This is a genomic window from Candidatus Sodalis sp. SoCistrobi (assembly GCF_900143145.1).
GTDB lineage: Bacteria > Pseudomonadota > Gammaproteobacteria > Enterobacterales > Enterobacteriaceae > SoCistrobi.
In genome coordinates, this window is the sequence record NZ_FRDB01000032.1 from 1 (window position 1) to 17,685 (window position 17,685).

General features: G+C 51.4%; 31 protein-coding genes and 2 pseudogenes. 31 read left to right on the top strand and 2 right to left on the bottom strand.

Annotation, left to right across the window (positions count from 1 at the left end):
- Both CINSTRO3249_RS03820 and CINSTRO3249_RS03825 read left to right on the top strand, forming a co-directional pair.
- Window positions 1-113, top strand: a 113-nt coding sequence (locus CINSTRO3249_RS03820) for an IS1 family transposase (RefSeq protein ID WP_044698828.1), incomplete at its 5' end; no start/stop codon positions are given.
- 70 nt (window positions 114-183) lie between these two features.
- Window positions 184-726, top strand: coding sequence for a hypothetical protein (locus CINSTRO3249_RS03825; RefSeq protein WP_074012262.1), 543 nt, complete (start codon window positions 184-186; stop codon window positions 724-726).
- Here the strand turns inward: CINSTRO3249_RS03825 and CINSTRO3249_RS17970 are convergent.
- Window positions 649-1,747: pseudogene (locus CINSTRO3249_RS17970) on the bottom strand (ISAs1 family transposase). The gene CINSTRO3249_RS03825 and the pseudogene CINSTRO3249_RS17970 overlap by 78 nt on opposite strands.
- A 310-nt stretch (window positions 1,748-2,057) precedes the next feature.
- Here CINSTRO3249_RS17970 and rpsJ point away from each other — a divergent pair.
- The 29 genes from rpsJ to CINSTRO3249_RS03980 all read left to right on the top strand — a co-directional run bounded on the left by rpsJ (window position 2,058) and on the right by CINSTRO3249_RS03980 (window position 17,448).
- The gene (rpsJ, locus tag CINSTRO3249_RS03840) at window positions 2,058-2,369 is read left to right on the top strand and encodes a 30S ribosomal protein S10 (RefSeq protein ID WP_009639175.1); all 312 of its coding nucleotides are present in this window, start codon (window positions 2,058-2,060) and stop codon (window positions 2,367-2,369) included.
- Between the two features lie 32 nt (window positions 2,370-2,401).
- Window positions 2,402-3,031 carry a 50S ribosomal protein L3 gene (rplC, locus tag CINSTRO3249_RS03845; protein WP_074012265.1) on the top strand — a complete coding sequence of 210 codons (630 nt, stop codon included), beginning with the start codon at window positions 2,402-2,404 and terminating at the stop codon, window positions 3,029-3,031.
- A 16-nt stretch (window positions 3,032-3,047) separates the two neighbouring features.
- Window positions 3,048-3,653, top strand: coding sequence for a 50S ribosomal protein L4 (gene rplD, locus CINSTRO3249_RS03850; protein WP_074012266.1), 606 nt, complete (start codon window positions 3,048-3,050; stop codon window positions 3,651-3,653).
- Window positions 3,650-3,952, top strand: coding sequence for a 50S ribosomal protein L23 (gene rplW / locus CINSTRO3249_RS03855; protein ID WP_011412086.1), 303 nt, complete (start codon window positions 3,650-3,652; stop codon window positions 3,950-3,952). The genes rplD and rplW overlap by 4 nt, the downstream gene beginning before the upstream one ends.
- 18 nt (window positions 3,953-3,970) lie before the next feature.
- Window positions 3,971-4,792, top strand: a complete 822-nt coding sequence (gene rplB, locus CINSTRO3249_RS03860) for a 50S ribosomal protein L2 (RefSeq protein ID WP_074012267.1) — start codon at window positions 3,971-3,973, stop codon at window positions 4,790-4,792.
- Between the two features lie 16 nt (window positions 4,793-4,808).
- Window positions 4,809-5,087 carry a 30S ribosomal protein S19 gene (rpsS, locus tag CINSTRO3249_RS03865; RefSeq protein WP_011412084.1) on the top strand — a complete coding sequence of 93 codons (279 nt, stop codon included), beginning with the start codon at window positions 4,809-4,811 and terminating at the stop codon, window positions 5,085-5,087.
- A 14-nt stretch (window positions 5,088-5,101) separates the two neighbouring features.
- Window positions 5,102-5,434: a 50S ribosomal protein L22 gene (gene rplV / locus CINSTRO3249_RS03870; protein WP_011412083.1), complete on the top strand. Its 333-nt coding sequence runs from the start codon at window positions 5,102-5,104 to the stop codon at window positions 5,432-5,434.
- 17 nt (window positions 5,435-5,451) lie between these two features.
- On the top strand, window positions 5,452-6,150 hold the full coding sequence (rpsC, locus tag CINSTRO3249_RS03875) for a 30S ribosomal protein S3 (RefSeq protein ID WP_025420681.1): 699 nt from the start codon (window positions 5,452-5,454) through the stop codon (window positions 6,148-6,150).
- 12 nt (window positions 6,151-6,162) lie between these two features.
- Window positions 6,163-6,573, top strand: a complete 411-nt coding sequence (gene rplP, locus CINSTRO3249_RS03880) for a 50S ribosomal protein L16 (protein WP_025243890.1) — start codon at window positions 6,163-6,165, stop codon at window positions 6,571-6,573.
- On the top strand, window positions 6,573-6,764 hold the full coding sequence (rpmC, locus tag CINSTRO3249_RS03885; protein ID WP_025243889.1) for a 50S ribosomal protein L29: 192 nt from the start codon (window positions 6,573-6,575) through the stop codon (window positions 6,762-6,764). The genes rplP and rpmC overlap by 1 nt, the downstream gene beginning before the upstream one ends.
- Window positions 6,764-7,018: a 30S ribosomal protein S17 gene (gene rpsQ, locus CINSTRO3249_RS03890; protein ID WP_025243888.1), complete on the top strand. Its 255-nt coding sequence runs from the start codon at window positions 6,764-6,766 to the stop codon at window positions 7,016-7,018. Before rpmC ends, rpsQ begins: the two co-directional genes overlap by 1 nt.
- Before the next feature lie 173 nt (window positions 7,019-7,191).
- Window positions 7,192-7,563 carry a 50S ribosomal protein L14 gene (rplN, locus tag CINSTRO3249_RS03895; RefSeq protein WP_011412078.1) on the top strand — a complete coding sequence of 124 codons (372 nt, stop codon included), beginning with the start codon at window positions 7,192-7,194 and terminating at the stop codon, window positions 7,561-7,563.
- 10 nt (window positions 7,564-7,573) lie between these two features.
- On the top strand, window positions 7,574-7,888 hold the full coding sequence (gene rplX, locus CINSTRO3249_RS03900; RefSeq protein WP_074012268.1) for a 50S ribosomal protein L24: 315 nt from the start codon (window positions 7,574-7,576) through the stop codon (window positions 7,886-7,888).
- Window positions 7,889-7,902: 14 nt separating this feature from the next.
- Window positions 7,903-8,442: a 50S ribosomal protein L5 gene (rplE, locus tag CINSTRO3249_RS03905; RefSeq protein ID WP_074012269.1), complete on the top strand. Its 540-nt coding sequence runs from the start codon at window positions 7,903-7,905 to the stop codon at window positions 8,440-8,442.
- A gap of 13 nt (window positions 8,443-8,455) precedes the next feature.
- Complete coding sequence (gene rpsN / locus CINSTRO3249_RS03910; protein WP_025243885.1) at window positions 8,456-8,761, top strand: 30S ribosomal protein S14; 306 nt, start codon at window positions 8,456-8,458, stop codon at window positions 8,759-8,761.
- Window positions 8,762-8,795: 34 nt separating this feature from the next.
- Window positions 8,796-9,188 carry a 30S ribosomal protein S8 gene (gene rpsH / locus CINSTRO3249_RS03915; RefSeq protein ID WP_074012270.1) on the top strand — a complete coding sequence of 131 codons (393 nt, stop codon included), beginning with the start codon at window positions 8,796-8,798 and terminating at the stop codon, window positions 9,186-9,188.
- A gap of 13 nt (window positions 9,189-9,201) precedes the next feature.
- Complete coding sequence (gene rplF / locus CINSTRO3249_RS03920) at window positions 9,202-9,735, top strand: 50S ribosomal protein L6 (RefSeq protein WP_074012271.1); 534 nt, start codon at window positions 9,202-9,204, stop codon at window positions 9,733-9,735.
- 9 nt (window positions 9,736-9,744) lie between these two features.
- Window positions 9,745-10,098: a 50S ribosomal protein L18 gene (gene rplR, locus CINSTRO3249_RS03925; RefSeq protein WP_074012272.1), complete on the top strand. Its 354-nt coding sequence runs from the start codon at window positions 9,745-9,747 to the stop codon at window positions 10,096-10,098.
- Window positions 10,099-10,112: 14 nt separating this feature from the next.
- Window positions 10,113-10,613 (top strand): 30S ribosomal protein S5, encoded by a 501-nt coding sequence (rpsE, locus tag CINSTRO3249_RS03930; protein WP_025243881.1) that lies wholly within the window; start codon window positions 10,113-10,115, stop codon window positions 10,611-10,613.
- 6 nt (window positions 10,614-10,619) lie between these two features.
- Window positions 10,620-10,799 carry a 50S ribosomal protein L30 gene (rpmD, locus tag CINSTRO3249_RS03935; protein ID WP_025243880.1) on the top strand — a complete coding sequence of 60 codons (180 nt, stop codon included), beginning with the start codon at window positions 10,620-10,622 and terminating at the stop codon, window positions 10,797-10,799.
- Window positions 10,800-10,802: 3 nt separating this feature from the next.
- Window positions 10,803-11,237 carry a 50S ribosomal protein L15 gene (gene rplO / locus CINSTRO3249_RS03940; RefSeq protein WP_074012273.1) on the top strand — a complete coding sequence of 145 codons (435 nt, stop codon included), beginning with the start codon at window positions 10,803-10,805 and terminating at the stop codon, window positions 11,235-11,237.
- 7 nt (window positions 11,238-11,244) lie between these two features.
- On the top strand, window positions 11,245-12,576 hold the full coding sequence (gene secY, locus CINSTRO3249_RS03945; RefSeq protein WP_074012274.1) for a preprotein translocase subunit SecY: 1,332 nt from the start codon (window positions 11,245-11,247) through the stop codon (window positions 12,574-12,576).
- A 32-nt stretch (window positions 12,577-12,608) separates the two neighbouring features.
- Window positions 12,609-12,725, top strand: a complete 117-nt coding sequence (gene rpmJ, locus CINSTRO3249_RS03950) for a 50S ribosomal protein L36 (RefSeq protein ID WP_074012275.1) — start codon at window positions 12,609-12,611, stop codon at window positions 12,723-12,725.
- 147 nt (window positions 12,726-12,872) lie between these two features.
- Window positions 12,873-13,229 carry a 30S ribosomal protein S13 gene (gene rpsM / locus CINSTRO3249_RS03955; protein WP_074012276.1) on the top strand — a complete coding sequence of 119 codons (357 nt, stop codon included), beginning with the start codon at window positions 12,873-12,875 and terminating at the stop codon, window positions 13,227-13,229.
- A 16-nt stretch (window positions 13,230-13,245) separates the two neighbouring features.
- Complete coding sequence (gene rpsK, locus CINSTRO3249_RS03960; RefSeq protein ID WP_074012277.1) at window positions 13,246-13,635, top strand: 30S ribosomal protein S11; 390 nt, start codon at window positions 13,246-13,248, stop codon at window positions 13,633-13,635.
- Between the two features lie 30 nt (window positions 13,636-13,665).
- On the top strand, window positions 13,666-14,286 hold the full coding sequence (gene rpsD, locus CINSTRO3249_RS03965) for a 30S ribosomal protein S4 (protein WP_011412065.1): 621 nt from the start codon (window positions 13,666-13,668) through the stop codon (window positions 14,284-14,286).
- Between the two features lie 25 nt (window positions 14,287-14,311).
- Complete coding sequence (gene rpoA, locus CINSTRO3249_RS03970; RefSeq protein ID WP_074012278.1) at window positions 14,312-15,301, top strand: DNA-directed RNA polymerase subunit alpha; 990 nt, start codon at window positions 14,312-14,314, stop codon at window positions 15,299-15,301.
- 40 nt (window positions 15,302-15,341) lie between these two features.
- Window positions 15,342-15,737 carry a 50S ribosomal protein L17 gene (gene rplQ, locus CINSTRO3249_RS03975; protein WP_074012279.1) on the top strand — a complete coding sequence of 132 codons (396 nt, stop codon included), beginning with the start codon at window positions 15,342-15,344 and terminating at the stop codon, window positions 15,735-15,737.
- Window positions 15,738-16,746: 1,009 nt separating this feature from the next.
- Window positions 16,747-17,448 carry an ankyrin repeat domain-containing protein gene (locus tag CINSTRO3249_RS03980; protein WP_125933113.1) on the top strand — a complete coding sequence of 234 codons (702 nt, stop codon included), beginning with the start codon at window positions 16,747-16,749 and terminating at the stop codon, window positions 17,446-17,448.
- On the opposite strand, the pseudogene CINSTRO3249_RS03985 reads toward CINSTRO3249_RS03980, so the two are convergent.
- A pseudogene (locus CINSTRO3249_RS03985) lies at window positions 17,445-17,558 on the bottom strand (IS1 family transposase); the annotation flags it as partial. The gene CINSTRO3249_RS03980 and the pseudogene CINSTRO3249_RS03985 sit on opposite strands and share 4 nt — an antisense overlap.
- Window positions 17,559-17,685 lie beyond the last annotated feature (127 nt).

Here is a 17,685-nt window from a genome sequence, read left to right on the forward strand (position 1 = left end):
CGCTCCGTACCCGCATTAAACGACTGGCGCGTAAAACGATTTGCTTCTCGCGCTCTGTCGAGATCCACGAAAAAGTCATCGGAGCCTTCATCGAAAAACACATGTTCTACTAATTGGAGTCATTACCAGAAAATTGAGGCGATAATTAAAAAAATCACTAAAAATTATGATCAACAGCAAGGGGTGGCGGTTGCTGTCGTTGAGGAAGAATTGAGTAAGAATAGTCATGTTCTCGGCTTGACCGAACAGAAACTAAGTAAAATACTGGATGACATTCAAGATGCCATCAAAAAGTATACTGAGCAAGATAAAGCGGCCTATTACCAGGAAATTATAGCGCAAGGTCATCCTGGTATTGTGGTGCTTGCCCTCGCGCACAAGAATGATCCACTATCCTCCTCGCTCGGGGAGACCGAGGGCAAACACGGTCAGCACTCACTCATCGATAACGCTGATCGGGACTTCATTAGAAAGGTAGTTGTGCCTTACGAGGAGAAAGCGAAAAGCACGTTGGAAAAAAGGGGCGCTGACCCCTTAATACAATTGGCGACCAGCGGCAGCGCTGCTGGCACGGTCGCCTTAGGCGCCAGCGCGGTCTATCTCATGAACAAAAAAAAACCACCGGACAGTTCTATTGAGACAGGGCTGTTAACTTCTTCCTTCGGCGATAGAAACGGCGTAGTCAAAGTTCAGTGCATTGCGGTACAGCGTTCGGGAAATGCTTGATACTTTACTCAGACGCATGCAATTCAGCGCGATCGAACGCAATCGAGCCAAGATCCCGGGCTGCTGCCGGATACGGCAGGCGTCCTCAAACAGGGCAACATCTCGAACATGGTGGTTTTGGTTTTCTATACTCCAATGGCCGCGAATTGCCGCTTGAAACTGTTCTGCATCAAAGAGTGCGGTACTGACCCACCAAGCGGTTTCTGTGCTGACCTCGGCAACACCTTTACGTTTGTGCGTCACCTCGCGAGTCACTTTTATTACTGCCTTCACCAGAGGTTGCCAGTCTTGCGGCAACCATCCTGTAGCCGGAGAAAACGTCTGAATCGTGCGTATTTCTATTCGCCCGTGGCCTTTGTCATGGTCGGTATGCTGTTGTGCGGGGGCCTGAAACTTCGGGATCATCTGGCAGACAGCAAACAACTCGGGCTGGTTGTCTTTCACTTGAACCAACACGTCGGCACCATGAGCTAAGGCTAGAGAAAGTGTTTTTTTGACAGTGCATGGCATCAAGAGTAAAGACGCGACCCGATAGGGCCAGCTCCTCGATCAGCGCTTGCGTGGCCGGAATTTCGTTCGTTTTTTCAGGCACCTCTACATGCCCGAGCACAATCAGATCCAACTGGGCAAAAGCCGACACCAGCTGCCGTGAGCGCGTATCAGTTACTCGAGAGGCACTGCCGCGTAAAGCTTTGCCATCAAGAGCAACGAACTGTAGCGCCACACCAGACGACGAATATTTTCCGGCATGCTGCCGAAGGGCTTCTTCAAGTCCCTGAACGTCCAGCTTAAGCATAAACCGCCGAATACCTACCCAAGTCGGAGCTTTCTTCCAGTGTGTGCCAAACAGAGAGTTTAGCTGCTTGAGCCGCTCATTGAGGAAAAGCTCCATTTTCCGTAATGATGTTGCTCCCGACAGCACCGCCAGTAATAACCCGCAAAGCAGTGGCTCCAGCGCATAGCGCCTGCCTTTCGCTACGCGCTGATCAACCAGTTCAGAAAAAAGTCCTCCAAACAGCATGTTTTCCTCATCGTATGGACGTGAACACTGGAGACGTTAGTGCAAATGATATGAAGTTAACAGCCCTGCCCTTTTCACCACCCATGCTTGCTTCCTATACAAATTTGCGTATAATGCGCGGGCTTGTATTGTAGATATTCACCCTGACAAGCCGACCTGCTCGTTGGGTCCGTGCTGGCCGCGCAGGCGGTAAGCCAGCTGACAACATCCCCAATTGGGGGATAACACTGAACGATTACACTCCCCCATCAATCGAAATGGGTGTGAGGAGTAGTTTTTTACGTTTATAAATAATTGGAGCTCTGGTCTCATGCAGAACCAAAGAATCCGTATCCGTTTGAAAGCGTTTGATCATCGTCTGATTGATCAATCAACCGCGGAAATCGTCGAGACTGCCAAACGTACCGGTGCTCAGGTACGTGGTCCGATCCCGCTGCCGACCCGCAAAGAGCGCTTTACCATTCTGATCTCTCCGCACGTCAACAAAGATGCGCGCGATCAGTATGAAATCCGCACTCACAAGCGTCTGGTTGACATCGTTGAGCCAACCGAAAAAACCGTTGATGCTCTGATGCGTCTGGACCTGGCTGCCGGTGTAGACGTGCAGATCAGCCTGGGTTAATCAGGTCGTAGAACGATTGAGAGGTTGAAACAATGAAGGGTTTAATCGGACGTAAAGTGGGCATGACTCGCATCTTCACCGAAGATGGCGTTTCTATCCCCGTCACCGTTATCGAAATTGAAGCAAACCGCGTCACCCAGGTCAAAGATCTGGAAAACGACGGATACCGCGCTATCCAGGTTACCGCCGGCACCAAAAAAGCCAACCGCGTAACCAAACCGGAAGCCGGTCATTTTGCGAAGGCGGGCGTTGAAGCCGGCCGTGGTCTGTGGGAATTCCGCGTCGAAGACGGCGAAGAAGTCACCGTTGGCCAGAGCATCACCGTAGAACTGTTTGCTGATGTAAAAAAAGTCGACGTTACGGGTACCTCCAAAGGTAAAGGATTTGCCGGCACTGTAAAGCGCTGGAACTTCCGCACTCAGGATGCTACCCACGGTAACTCCTTGTCCCACCGCGTTCCGGGTTCCATCGGTCAGAACCAGACTCCGGGCAAAGTATTCAAGGGCAAGAAAATGGCAGGCCAGATGGGCAACGAGCGCGTAACCGTTCAAAGCCTGGACGTGGTACGTGTTGACGTAGAACGCAACCTGCTGCTGGTCAAAGGCGCCGTCCCGGGAGCAACCGGTGGCGACCTGATCGTCAAACCGGCTGTCAAGGCGTAACGTCGAGGAGATAGGAATGGAATTGGTATTGAAAGACGCGCAAAGCGCGCTGACTGTTTCCGAAACTACCTTCGGTCGTGACTTCAACGAAGCGCTGGTCCACCAGGTTGTTGTGGCTTACGCAGCAGGTGCCCGTCAGGGAACCCGCGGTCAGAAGACCCGTGCCGAAGTCACCGGTTCCGGTAAAAAACCCTGGCGTCAGAAGGGTACCGGCCGTGCGCGTTCCGGTAGCGTGAAGAGCCCGATCTGGCGTTCTGGTGGCGTTACCTTTGCCGCCAAGCCGCAGGATCACAGTCAGAAAGTAAATAAGAAGATGTACCGCGGGGCGCTGAAAAGCATCCTGTCTGAACTGGTACGTCAAGATCGTTTGATCGTTGTTGAACAGTTCTCTGTCGAAGCGCCGAAAACCAAGCTGCTGGCACAGAAACTGAAAGACATGGCGTTGGAAGATGTGCTGATCATTACCGGCGAACTGGACGAAAACCTGTTCCTGGCTGCGCGTAACCTCTACAAAGTAGACGTACGCGATGCTAATGGTATCGACCCGGTTAGCCTGATCGCCTTCGACAAAGTTGTTATGACGGCTGACGCTGTTAAGCAAGTTGAGGAGATGCTGGCATGATTCGTGAAGAACGTCTGCTGAAAGTACTGCGCGCGCCGCATGTTTCTGAAAAAGCATCTACCGCGATGGAAAAACACAACACCATCGTACTCAAAGTAGCTAAAGATGCGACCAAAGCAGAAATTAAAGCCGCTGTGCATAAACTGTTTGAAGTCGAAGTCAATGACGTGCGTACCCTGGTCGTAAAAGGGAAAACCAAACGTCACGGACAGCGTATCGGTCGTCGTAGCGACTGGAAAAAAGCTTACGTCACCCTGAAAGAAGGCCAGAACCTGGACTTCATCGGCGGCGCAGAGTAAGTCGGAGGAGTAAGAACAATGGCAATTGTTAAATGTAAACCGACATCTCCGGGTCGTCGCCACGTTGTTAAAGTGGTCAACCCTGAGCTGCACAAGGGCAAACCCTACGCCCCGTTGCTGGAAACTCTCAGCAAATCCGGTGGCCGCAACAACAATGGCCGTATCACTACGCGCCATATCGGTGGTGGCCACAAGCAACATTATCGTCTGGTTGACTTCAAACGCAACAAAGACGGTATCCCGGCAGTGGTAGAACGTCTGGAGTATGATCCTAACCGTTCCGCCAACATCGCGCTGGTGTTGTACAAAGATGGTGAACGTCGTTACATCCTGGCACCGAAAGGCCTGAAGGCCGGTGATCAGATTCAATCTGGCGTCGATGCGGCAATCAAAGCCGGCAACGCTCTGCCGATGCGCAATATTCCGGTTGGTTCTACCGTGCATAACGTGGAAATGAAACCGGGTAAAGGCGGTCAGCTGGCGCGTTCCGCCGGTGCTTATGTTCAGATCGTGGCTCGTGACGGTGCTTATGTCACGCTGCGTCTGCGTTCCGGTGAAATGCGCAAAATTCAGTCTGAATGCCGCGCGACCCTGGGCGAAGTAGGTAATGCCGAACATATGCTGCGTGTACTGGGTAAAGCTGGCGCCAGCCGCTGGCGTGGCATCCGTCCGACCGTTCGCGGTACGGCGATGAACCCGGTCGACCACCCGCACGGTGGTGGTGAAGGTCGTAACTTTGGTAAGCACCCGGTATCCCCGTGGGGCATTCAGACCAAAGGTAAGAAGACCCGTAGCAATAAGCGTACTGATAAGTTCATCGTACGTCGCCGTAGCAAATAATATTAGAGGATAAACCATGCCACGTTCTCTCAAGAAAGGTCCATTTATTGACCTGCACTTGTTGAAGAAGGTAGAGAAAGCGGTGGAAAGCGGTGACAAGAAGCCTATTCGCACTTGGTCCCGTCGTTCAACGATCTTTCCAACAATGATCGGTTTGACCATCGCTGTCCATAATGGTCGTCAGCACGTACCCGTTTTTGTCGCCGATGAAATGGTCGGTCACAAACTGGGTGAATTCGCGCCGACGCGTACTTATCGCGGCCATGCGGCCGACAAAAAGGCCAAAAAGCGCTAAGGTAGGAGGAAGAGATGGAAACTATCGCTCAACATCGCCACGCTCGTTCTTCTGCTCAAAAGGTTCGCCTGGTGGCTGACCTGATTCGCGGTAAGAAAGTGTCGCAAGCTCTGGAAGTTCTGACCTACACCAACAAGAAAGCTGCTGGTCTGGTGAAGAAAGTACTGGAGTCTGCCATTGCTAACGCTGAACACAACGATGGCGCAGATATCGATGATCTGAAAGTCGCGAAGATTTTCGTCGACGCTGGCCCGAGCATGAAGCGCATTATGCCGCGTGCCAAGGGTCGTGCAGATCGTATCCTGAAGCGCACCAGCCACATTACTGTGGTTGTGTCCGATCGCTGAGACTCTGGAGACTAGCAATGGGTCAGAAAGTACATCCTAATGGTATTCGCCTGGGTATTGTTAAACCCTGGAATTCTACCTGGTATGCGAATACTAAAGAATTCGCTGACAACCTGGACAGCGACTTTAAAGTTCGTCAGTTCCTGACCAAGGAATTGTCGAAAGCTTCGGTTTCCCGCGTGGTGATCGAACGTCCGGCCAAAAGCATCCGTGTGACCATTCACACCGCTCGTCCGGGCATCGTCATTGGCAAGAAAGGCGAAGACGTCGAAAAACTGCGTAAGGTCGTAGCGGATATCGCTGGCGTGCCGGCGCAGATTAACATCGCTGAAGTCCGTAAGCCGGAACTGGACGCCAAACTGGTCGCCGACAGCATCTCTTCGCAGTTGGAACGTCGCGTTATGTTCCGCCGTGCGATGAAGCGTGCCGTGCAGAACGCCATGCGTCTGGGCGCCAAGGGGATTAAGGTTGAAGTCAGCGGCCGTCTGGGCGGCGCTGAAATCGCACGTACCGAATGGTACCGCGAAGGTCGTGTTCCGTTGCACACCCTGCGTGCGGATATCGACTACAACACCTCCGAAGCGCACACCACTTATGGTGTCATCGGCGTAAAAGTGTGGATCTTCAAAGGTGAGATCTTAGGTGGTATGGCTGCCGTTGAACAACCGGAACCGGCTGCTCAACCTAAAAAGCAGCAGCGTAAAGGCCGCAAGTAAGGAGAGTCGCTGATGTTACAACCAAAGCGTACAAAATTCCGTAAGATGCACAAAGGCCGCAACCGTGGCCTGGCAGCGGGTACGGATGTTAGCTTCGGTACTTTCGGTCTGAAAGCTGTTGGCCGTGGTCGTTTGACCGCTCGTCAAATCGAAGCAGCACGTCGTGCCATGACACGTGCAGTTAAGCGTCAAGGTAAGATCTGGATCCGGATTTTCCCGGACAAACCGATCACCGAAAAGCCGCTTGAAGTGCGTATGGGTAAAGGTAAAGGTAACGTGGAATACTGGGTTGCCTTGATTCAGCCGGGAAAAGTCCTGTACGAAATGGACGGTGTCCCGGAAGAGCTTGCCCGTGAAGCCTTCAAGCTGGCAGCAGCAAAACTGCCGATTAAAACCACCTTTGTAACTAAGACGGTGATGTAATGAAAGCAAATGAGCTGCGTGAAAAAAGCGCTGAAGAGCTGAACACCGAACTGCTGAACCTGCTGCGCGAGCAATTCAACCTGCGTATGCAGGCTGCCAGCGGCCAGCTGCAGCAGACTCACCTGTTAAAGCAGGTGCGCCGCAATGTTGCGCGCGTGAAGACGTTATTGACTGAGAAGGCGGGTGCGTAATGAGTGACCAAATCCGTACTCTGCAAGGTCGTGTGGTCAGTGACAAAATGGAGAAATCCATTGTTGTGGCCATCGAACGTTTTGTGAAACATCCGATCTACGGCAAGTTCATTAAACGTACGACCAAGCTCCACGTACATGACGAGAACAATGACAGCAACATCGGCGACATCGTTGAAATCAGCGAATGTCGTCCGATTTCCAAGACCAAGTCCTGGACGCTGGTTCGCGTTGTAGAGAAAGCGATCCTGTAAAACGGTAAGCGCGCTCTAAACAGATAAACGGCTCGTCCTTTGAGCCGTTTATTTTTTCTACCCATACACCAGGAGAGGTGTTATAATGCTGCGCCCTGTATTATGGGGTTTTTTCTTACGACCGATTCAGGTCATTAAGTATAAGTAGTAGTTGACATTAGCGGAGCACTAACATGATCCAAGAACAGACTATGCTGACCGTGGCCGACAACTCCGGTGCACGTCGCGTAATGTGTATCAAGGTTCTAGGTGGCTCGCACCGTCGCTACGCAGGCGTCGGCGACATTATCAAAATTACCATCAAGGAAGCGATTCCTCGTGGCAAAGTAAAAAAAGGTGATGTCCTGAAGGCGGTAGTGGTGCGCACCAAGAAGGGTGTTCGTCGCCCTGACGGTTCTGTCGTTCGCTTCGATGGTAATGCTTGTGTTTTGTTGAACAACAACAGTGAGCAACCTATCGGTACGCGTATTTTTGGGCCGGTGACTCGTGAACTGCGTACCGAAAAGTTCATGAAGATCATTTCCCTGGCACCTGAAGTACTCTAAGGAGCGAATCATGGCAGCGAAAATCCGTCGTGATGACGAAGTTATCGTGCTGACCGGCAAAGATAAAGGTAAGCGCGGTAAAGTAAAAAATGTCCTGTCTACCGGCAAGGCCATTGTTGAAGGTATCAATCTGGTCAAGAAACATCAAAAACCAGTACCGGCCATGAACCAGCCGGGTGGCATCGTTGATAAAGAAGCAGCAATCGATCTTTCCAACCTTGCAATCTTCAATACGGCCACCAGCAAGGCGGACCGTGTGGGCTTTAAGATTGAAGACGGCAAGAAAGTGCGTGTCTTCAAATCTAACGGCGAATCTATTAAGTAATTTGGAGTAGTACGATGGCGAAACTGCATGATTACTACAAAAACGAAGTAGTCTCTCAACTGATGAAACAGTTCGGCTACCATTCTGTCATGCAAGTCCCTCGGGTCGAGAAGATCACCCTGAATATGGGTGTGGGTGAAGCAATTGCCGATAAAAAGCTGCTGGATAACGCCGCAGCCGATTTGACCGCGATTTCTGGCCAAAAGCCGCTTATCACCAAAGCACGCAAATCTGTTGCTGGCTTCAAAATCCGTCAGGGCTATCCGATCGGTTGTAAAGTAACTCTGCGTGGCGAACGCATGTGGGAGTTCTTCGAGCGACTGATTTCCATTGCTGTACCGCGTATCCGTGACTTCCGTGGCCTGTCCGCCAAGTCATTCGATGGCCGTGGTAACTACAGCATGGGCGTGCGTGAACAGATCATCTTCCCGGAAATCGACTATGACAAAGTCGATCGCGTTCGTGGCTTGGATATTACCATCACCACCACTGCGAAATCCGATGATGAAGGCCGTGCGCTGTTGACCGCCTTTAACTTCCCATTCCGCAAGTAAGGTAGGGTTACTGATGGCTAAACAATCCATGAAAGCACGCGAAGTAAAACGCGTGAAATTAGCTGATAAATTCTTCGCAAAACGCGCTGAACTTAAAACCATCATCTCCGACGTGAATGCTTCCGATGAAGAGCGTTGGGATGCGGTTCTCAAGCTGCAGACTCTGCCGCGTGATTCCAGCCCGTCTCGTCAGCGTAACCGCTGCCGCCAAACTGGTCGTCCGCACGCTTTCCTGCGGAAATTCGGGTTGAGCCGTATCAAGGTCCGTGAAGCCGCCATGCGCGGTGAAATCCCGGGTCTGAGAAAGGCTAGCTGGTAAATTGTCACCAATTGAATCACGGGAGTAAAGACAGATGAGCATGCAAGATCCGATCGCGGATATGCTGACCCGTATCCGTAACGGTCAAACCGCGAACAAAACCGCGGTCTCCATGCCTTCCTCCAAGCTTAAAGTGGCAATTGCCAACTTGCTGAAAGATGAAGGCTTTATCGAAGATTATAAAGTTGAAGGCGACACCAAGCCGACGCTGGAACTGGTACTGAAGTACTTCCAGGGTAAGCCGGTGGTAGAAAGCATTCAGCGTATCAGCCGCCCCGGCCTGCGTATCTATAAGAAAAAAGATGCGTTGCCGAAAGTTATGGCAGGCATGGGTATCGCGGTTATTTCTACCTCTAAAGGTGTCATGACTGATCGTGCGGCTCGCCAGGCTGGTCTTGGTGGCGAGATTATCTGCTACGTAGCGTAATTGGGAGGAAAGAATGTCTCGTGTTGCTAAAGCACCCGTCGTCATTCCTGCCGGCGTAGAGGTAAAACTCAACGGTCAGGTTATTTCGATTAAGGGTAAAAACGGCGAGCTGACTCGTACTATCCACGAAGCTGTTGACGTTCAGCATGCTGACAACCAGCTGTCCTTTGCACCGCGCGAAGGTCATGTTAACGGTTGGGCACTTGCAGGCACCACGCGTGCGCTGCTGAACGGCATGGTGATTGGTGTGACCGACGGCTTCACTAAAAAGCTACAGCTGGTAGGCGTAGGTTACCGTGCTGCAGTGAAAGGTAATGTGGTGAATTTGTCTCTGGGCTTTTCTCACCCCATCGACCATCAACTGCCGGCAGGTATCACCGCAGAATGCCCGAGCCAAACTGAAATCGTGCTGAAAGGCGCTGATAAGCAGGCTATTGGCCAGGTTGCGGCAGATCTGCGTGCCTATCGTCGTCCTGAGCCTTACAAAGGCAAGGGTGTTCGTTACGCCGACGAAGTCGTGCGTACCAAAGAGGCTAAGAAGAAGTAAGGTAACACTATGGATAAGAAAGCAGCTCGTATCCGTCGTGCGACCCGCGCACGCCGCAAGCTCCAGGAATTGGGTGCAACCCGTCTGGTGGTACATCGTACCCCGCGTCATATTTACGCACAGGTTATTGCACCAAACGGTTCTGAAGTCCTGGTAGCCGCGTCTACGGTAGAAAAAGCCATCGTAGAGCAACTAAAGGGTACCGGTAACAAAGATGCCGCCGCCGTCGTAGGTAAAACTATCGCCGAGCGCGCGCTGGAAAAAGGCATTAAAGATGTGTCCTTTGACCGTTCCGGGTTTCAATATCATGGTCGAGTCCAGGCACTGGCAGATGCTGCCCGTGAAGCTGGCCTTCAGTTCTAAGGTAGAGGTGTAAGATGGCACACATCGAAAAACAAGCTGGCGAACTGCAGGAAAAGCTGATCGCGGTAAACCGCGTATCTAAAACCGTAAAAGGTGGCCGTATTTTCAGCTTTACCGCACTGACGGTTGTCGGTGATGGTAACGGTCGCGTGGGTTTTGGCTACGGCAAAGCACGCGAAGTTCCGGCAGCGATCCAGAAAGCGATGGAGAAAGCCCGTCGCAACATGATGAATGTCGCGCTGAACAGCGGCACCCTGCAGCACCCGATTAAAGGTGCGCACACGGGTTCTCGCGTGTTCATGCAGCCGGCTTCCGAAGGTACCGGTATTATCGCCGGTGGTGCAATGCGCGCCGTCCTGGAAGTCGCAGGGGTTCACAACGTACTGGCAAAAGCCTATGGTTCCACCAACCCGATCAACGTGGTTCGTGCAACTATCGACGCTCTTGGCAATATGAAGTCTCCTGAAATGGTCGCTGCCAAGCGTGGTAAATCCGTTGAAGAAATTCTGGGGTAATTGACCATGGCACAGACTATTAAAATCACACAGACTCGCAGTTCCATCGGTCGTCTGCCGAAACACAAGGCAACTCTGGTTGGCTTGGGCCTGCGTCGCATTGGCCACACCGTAGAGCGTGAAAATACGCCTGCTGTACGCGGTATGGTCAATTTGGTTTCCTATATGGTCAAGGTTGAGGAGTAAGAGATGCGTTTAAATACTCTGTCTCCGGCTGAGGGTTCCAAACACGCCCCGAAACGTGCAGGTCGCGGTATTGGTTCTGGCTTGGGCAAAACCGGCGGTCGCGGTCACAAAGGTCAGAAGTCCCGTTCTGGCGGTGGCGTACGTCGCGGGTTTGAAGGCGGCCAGATGCCTTTGTACCGTCGTTTGCCGAAATTCGGCTTTACGTCGCGCAAATCCATGGTCACGGCGGAAGTTCGCCTGTCCGAATTAGCGAACGTTGAAGGCGATGTGGTCGATCTGAACACGCTGAAAGCCGCTAACATTGTTGGCATCCAGACTGAATTCGCCAAGATTATGCTGTCCGGCGAAGTCAAACGCGCGGTCACCGTGCGTGGCCTGCGTGTTAGCAAAGGCGCGCGTGCCGCGATCGAAGCTGCCGGCGGTACAATTGAGGAATAAGTAGCAGATGGCTAAACAACCGGGATTAGATTTTCAAAGCGCCAAAGGCGGACTGGGTGAACTGAAACGCAGACTTTTGTTTGTTATCGGGGCGCTTATTGTCTTCCGCATCGGCTCTTTTATTCCGATCCCTGGTATTGATGCCACCGTACTTGCGAAATTGCTCGAACAGCAGCGCGGCACCATCATTGAAATGTTTAACATGTTCTCTGGTGGTGCGCTCAGCCGTGCTTCTATCTTCGCCTTGGGGATCATGCCGTATATTTCGGCGTCGATCATCATTCAGCTGCTGACGGTAGTTCACCCGGCGCTGGCGGAGATAAAAAAAGAGGGTGAGGCTGGCAGACGTAAAATCAGCCAGTACACCCGCTATGGCACGTTGGTGTTGGCAATATTTCAGTCAATCGGTATTGCTACCGGTTTGCCGAATATGCCTGGAATGCAAGGTCTGGTAATTAATCCGGGCTTTGCTTTTTACTTTACCGCGGTAGTGAGCCTGGTCTGCGGGACGATGTTCCTGATGTGGCTGGGTGAGCAGATTACTGAACGGGGTATCGGCAACGGTATCTCCATCATTATCTTCGCGGGTATCGTAGCGGGCTTGCCGCCTGCCATCGGCCACACTATCGAGCAAGCTCGACAAGGCGACATGCACTTCCTCGTGTTGCTATTGGTTGCAGCTCTGGTGTTTGCGGTGACGTTTTTCGTGGTTTTCGTTGAACGTGGTCAGCGTCGTATCGTCGTTAACTACGCCAAGCGTCAGCAAGGACGTCGCGTTTATGCAGCCCAGAGCACGCATTTGCCGCTGAAAGTGAACATGGCCGGGGTTATCCCGGCAATTTTCGCCTCCAGTATCATTCTGTTTCCGGCCACGATCGCATCCTGGTTCGGAGGCGGCACAGGTTGGGGCTGGCTGACTGCGATTTCGCTCTATTTGCAGCCTGGTCAACCGCTTTATGTGTTACTATATGCGGCTGCAATCATATTCTTCTGTTTCTTTTACACGGCGTTGGTGTTCAACCCGCGCGAGACAGCAGATAACCTGAAGAAGTCCGGTGCATTTGTACCAGGCATTCGTCCGGGAGAGCAAACGGCAAGGTATATTGATAAGGTGATGACCCGCCTGACGCTGGTCGGCGCCATGTACATTACCTTTATCTGCCTAATCCCGGAGTTCATGCGTGACGCAATGAAAGTCCCCTTCTATTTTGGGGGTACGTCTTTATTGATCGTCGTTGTGGTTATCATGGACTTTATGGCTCAAGTGCAGACTCTGATGATGTCGAGTCAATACGAGTCCGCATTGAAGAAAGCAAACCTGAAAGGCTATAACCGCTAATTCGGGAAGCTGAGAAGTTACGGAGAGTAAAAATGAAAGTTCGTGCTTCCGTCAAGAAATTATGTCGTAACTGCAAAATCGTTAAGCGTAACGGTGTCGTTCGTGTGATTTGCAGGGCTGAGCCTAAGCATAAACAACGCCAAGGCTAATATTTCCGGCATTTTTTTCTTGCAAAGTTGGGTTGAGCTGGCTAGATTAGCCAGCCAATCTTTTGTATGTCGCTGCAACATTGTTTGAGTATCCTGAAAACGGGCTTTTCAGAATGGTGTTGCCGTTAAAAATTTTAGGAGTGCATAGTGGCCCGTATAGCAGGCATTAACATTCCTGATCATAAACATACCGTTATTGCCCTAACGTCAATCTACGGTATCGGCAAAACCCGCTCGCAGCACATCTGCGCGGCTACGGGTATTGCTGAACATGTTAAGATCAGTGAGCTGTCTGAAGAGCAGATTGACACGCTGCGTGAAGCAGTTGCCAAGTTTGTTGTCGAAGGCGATCTGCGCCGTGAAGTCACCCTGAGTATCAAGCGTCTGATGGACCTTGGTACCTATCGTGGTTTGCGTCATCGTCGTGGTCTTCCGGTTCGCGGTCAGCGTACCAAGACCAATGCCCGTACCCGTAAGGGTCCGCGCAAACCGATCAAGAAATAATCGGGGTGAGTAAATAATGGCTAAGGCACCTATTCGTGCACGTAAGCGTGTTAAAAAACAAGTTTCAGATGGTGTGGCTCATATCCATGCGTCTTTCAACAATACCATCGTAACTATTACCGATCGTCAGGGTAATGCGTTGTGTTGGGCGACCGCCGGTGGTTCCGGTTTCCGTGGTTCTCGTAAGTCTACTCCTTTCGCCGCACAGGTCGCAGCAGAACGTTGCGCCGAAGCCGTGAAAGAATATGGCATCAAGAATCTGGAAGTTATGGTTAAAGGACCAGGTCCAGGCCGCGAGTCTACCGTCCGCGCGTTAAACGCGGCTGGTTTCCGCATCACGAACATTACTGATGTGACTCCGATCCCCCATAACGGTTGTCGTCCGCCTAAAAAGCGCCGCGTATAACGCCGCTTTTAGGTTAGTTGGAGAAAGAAAATGGCAAGATATTTGGGTCCTAAGCTCAAGCTGAGCCGTCGTGAGGGCACAGACCTTTTCCTGAAGTCTGGTGTACGCGCGATCGATTCCAAGTGCAAAATTGAGCAACCGCCCGGTCAGCACGGTGCGCGTAAACCGCGTCTGTCTGATTACGGCGTACAGTTGCGTGAAAAACAAAAAGTTCGTCGTATCTACGGCGTGCTGGAACGTCAATTCCGCAACTACTACAAAGAAGCAGCACGCCTGAAAGGCAATACCGGTGAAAACCTGTTGCAGTTGCTGGAAGGTCGTCTCGACAACGTTGTTTACCGCATGGGCTTTGGTGCTACCCGCGCTGAATCACGTCAGTTGGTCAGCCATAAGGCGATCATGGTAAACGGCCGCGTTGTTAACATCGCTTCTTACCAGGTTACTCCGAATGACGTTGTCAGCATCCGTGAGAAAGCGAAAAAGCAATCCCGTGTTCGTGCCTCATTGGAACTGGCTGAGCAGCGTGAAAAGCCGACCTGGCTTGAAGTCGACGCTGCTAAGATGGAAGGGGTGTTCAAACGTATTCCAGAACGTACCGATCTGTCTGCGGACATTAATGAACACCTGATCGTCGAGCTTTACTCCAAGTAAGGCTTAGTACCAAAGAGAGGACACAATGCAGGGTTCTGTGACAGAGTTTCTAAAACCGCGCCTGGTAGATATCGAGCAAGTCAGTTCGACGCACGCCAAGGTGACCCTTGAGCCCTTAGAGCGTGGCTTTGGCCATACTCTGGGTAACGCACTGCGCCGTATTCTGCTTTCATCGATGCCGGGTTGCGCGGTGACCGAGGTTGAGATTGATGGTGTACTGCACGAGTACAGCACCAAAGAAGGCGTACAGGAAGACATCCTGGAGATTCTGCTCAACCTGAAAGGGCTGGCGGTGAGAGTTCAAGGTAAAGATGACGTTATCTTAACCCTGAATAAATCTGGCATTGGCCCTGTGACCGCAGCCGACATCACCCATGATGGGGATGTCGAAATCGTCAAACCGCAGCATGTCCTGTGCCACCTGACCGATGAAAACGCCGCTATCAGCATGCGTATCAAGGTTCAGCGTGGACGTGGTTATGTTCCGGCTTCTGCCCGAATTCATTCGGAAGAAGATGAGCGCCCGATCGGCCGTCTGCTGGTAGACGCATGCTATAGCCCTGTAGAGCGTATTGCCTACAATGTGGAAGCAGCGCGCGTTGAGCAGCGTACCGACCTGGACAAGCTGGTTATCGAAATGGAAACCAATGGCACGATCGATCCTGAAGAGGCGATCCGCCGTGCGGCAACCATTCTGGCTGAACAACTGGAAGCTTTCGTTGACTTACGTGATGTACGTCAGCCGGAAGTGAAAGAAGAGAAACCAGAATTCGATCCGATCCTGCTGCGCCCCGTTGACGATCTGGAATTGACTGTCCGCTCTGCTAACTGCCTCAAGGCAGAAGCTATCCATTACATCGGTGATCTGGTACAGCGCACCGAGGTTGAGTTGCTGAAAACGCCCAACCTTGGTAAAAAATCTCTTACCGAGATCAAAGACGTGTTGGCTTCCCGTGGGTTGTCTCTGGGCATGCGCCTTGAGAACTGGCCTCCGGCAAGTATCGCTGATGAATAACCCGATCACAGGTTAAGGTTTTACTGAGAAGGATAAGGTCATGCGCCATCGTAAGAGTGGTCGTCAACTGAACCGTAACAGCAGCCATCGCCAGGCTATGTTCCGTAACATGGCCGGCTCTTTGGTTCGTCATGAAATCATCAAGACGACCCTGCCGAAAGCGAAAGAGCTGCGCCGCGTTGTTGAACCGCTGATTACACTTGCCAAGACCGACAGCGTAGCAAATCGTCGTCTGGCATTCGCCCGCACTCGTGATAACGAGATCGTGGCAAAACTGTTTAACGAGCTGGGCCCGCGTTTCGCGAGCCGCGCCGGTGGTTACACTCGCATTCTGAAGTGTGGCTTCCGTACAGGCGACAACGCGCCGATGGCATACATCGAACTCGTTGATCGCGCTGAAGCAACAGCTCCAGCAGCGGAAGCAACCGTAGAGTAATCTGCCGTTGTGCAAGCTTGTAAAAAACCGGGCCTGGCCCGGTTTTTTTATGTCCATCGTTGACCGTTAGGGATGCGATTAAGCCTACGATTGTCGCCAGTTGCATCACTGACGATCGCCTTTGTTTACCCCAAAGTTGCCTGTGATGTCGTTATGCTGTTATAAAATCGGCTAGCCTTACCTCGACGTCGATTGTCACGCGCTTGCGTCATTTGCCACTACGTTAACGTAATAGACGGTGATGCTGGCCCGCCATTGCCACGATTGACCACTCGGGGCTTCAGGGGCGCCACACTGCACTTAGGCTGCCACATTACTCCAGGGTCGCCGCGCTGCTCTAAAGTCGTCAGGCTGCGCTAAGATCTCAGGCCTCTACAACTGCACTAACAGTGGCACACTGCTATAGAATCGTCACATAGCGCTAAGTCTACCCTGCGTCGACGTCGCGCCGCCGCTCGCATTTACCCTCTGCCTTGGTGGTTGTTTTACCACGTAGGGCACGTAACGGACTTCATGCCTTGCCAGCCCGAGCGGGAGCGTGCCTTCGACGGGGCCATGGGTCGCTGCCGGCACCAGACGTTAACGCGCCCGTATCAAATTAAACGCGGCGGTGAGAATGCGCGATAACCTGTTTACCGTAAGCGCCTGATGAGAAATACGGTATTACCACCCTACGCTATCTATTGGCGACTCATTTCTCGCGCCGGCGTCGCGCGCGGTCGTAAAGGCATCCTGGCGTGGGTTTGCCAAACCTTTTGCCTTGTCAAAACAAATAATCCCCCAAAGTGCTGCGCGTTACTCTTTTCACTTAGCCATTGGTTGAAAACTTATTGCGCTGCATTGATAATCAATAAAAAATATTGATTTCATTATTATGTACATACAATATATTTTTTCATAGTTATAGAAGTTCCTCTTTTGTTGATGAAAAAATGATTTTGAAGCTGATATCTTTAACATAATACTGTGCTTCAGTAATCTGTAAGACAATGAAATGAGGGAGGTAAGCATGCCAGTGTCAGGCGTTTCGTATTCATTAGGCCATTATCCGGCAGTGACAATGGCTTCGTCGGCGTATATTGTCACGGATTTAAAGAATACAATCTATAATGGAGATAAACAAGGCTTTATCGTGGCACTGCAGAATGCTATTGCTGCCGGTATAAATATTGATGTCGAAATTGATAGCGATAAAAATACGCCGCTTAGCTACGCCTTGAGCCAAAGTCAGTTAAGCATCGCCGAATATCTGCTGGAAATAGGTGCCGATCATACCGTGACTGATGATCGCGGAAATACGGCGCTAATGATGCTATTCCATCATTATGGAGAAAACGGAGACGGTGGTGAAACGACGCCCGATACTTTTCTCGCATTGGCTGAGAAGTTAGTAGATTATGAGGTTGATATTAATCGGGCCAACAAGCGAAATGAAACGGCGGCCATGATGGCTTTAACCTCTAATAAGGGTGACGACGTTGCCATGACGCTGTTGACGCTTATGGAGCCTAAAGGCATAGAACTTTACCTATACGATGCTGACGGGCATTCGTTAATGAGTAAGGCAATAACGTTTACCCATGGCACAGAAATAGTAAAAAAAATAATCGATATGGGTTTTGATGTGAACGACTTCTCAACATTGGGCCATCCCCATATAGAAGGGCAGCTAGGGGGGAAGCAATCAATCGTCGGTAATGACTCCAATTAGTAGAACATGTGTTTTTCGATGAAGGCTCCGATGACTTTTTCGTGGATCTCGACAGAGCGCGAGAAGCAAATCGTTTTACGCGCCAGTCGTTTAATGCGGGTACGGAGCGTCGAGGCTGTAAAATAATCTGTGTAAATGGCATTTTTAGCAAAACCTTTAAAGGACTACAAAATGCCTATCAGCAACGATCTTATTGACCAATTGCTCCAGGATTGCCACTCCCCTCAGGACCTGTTG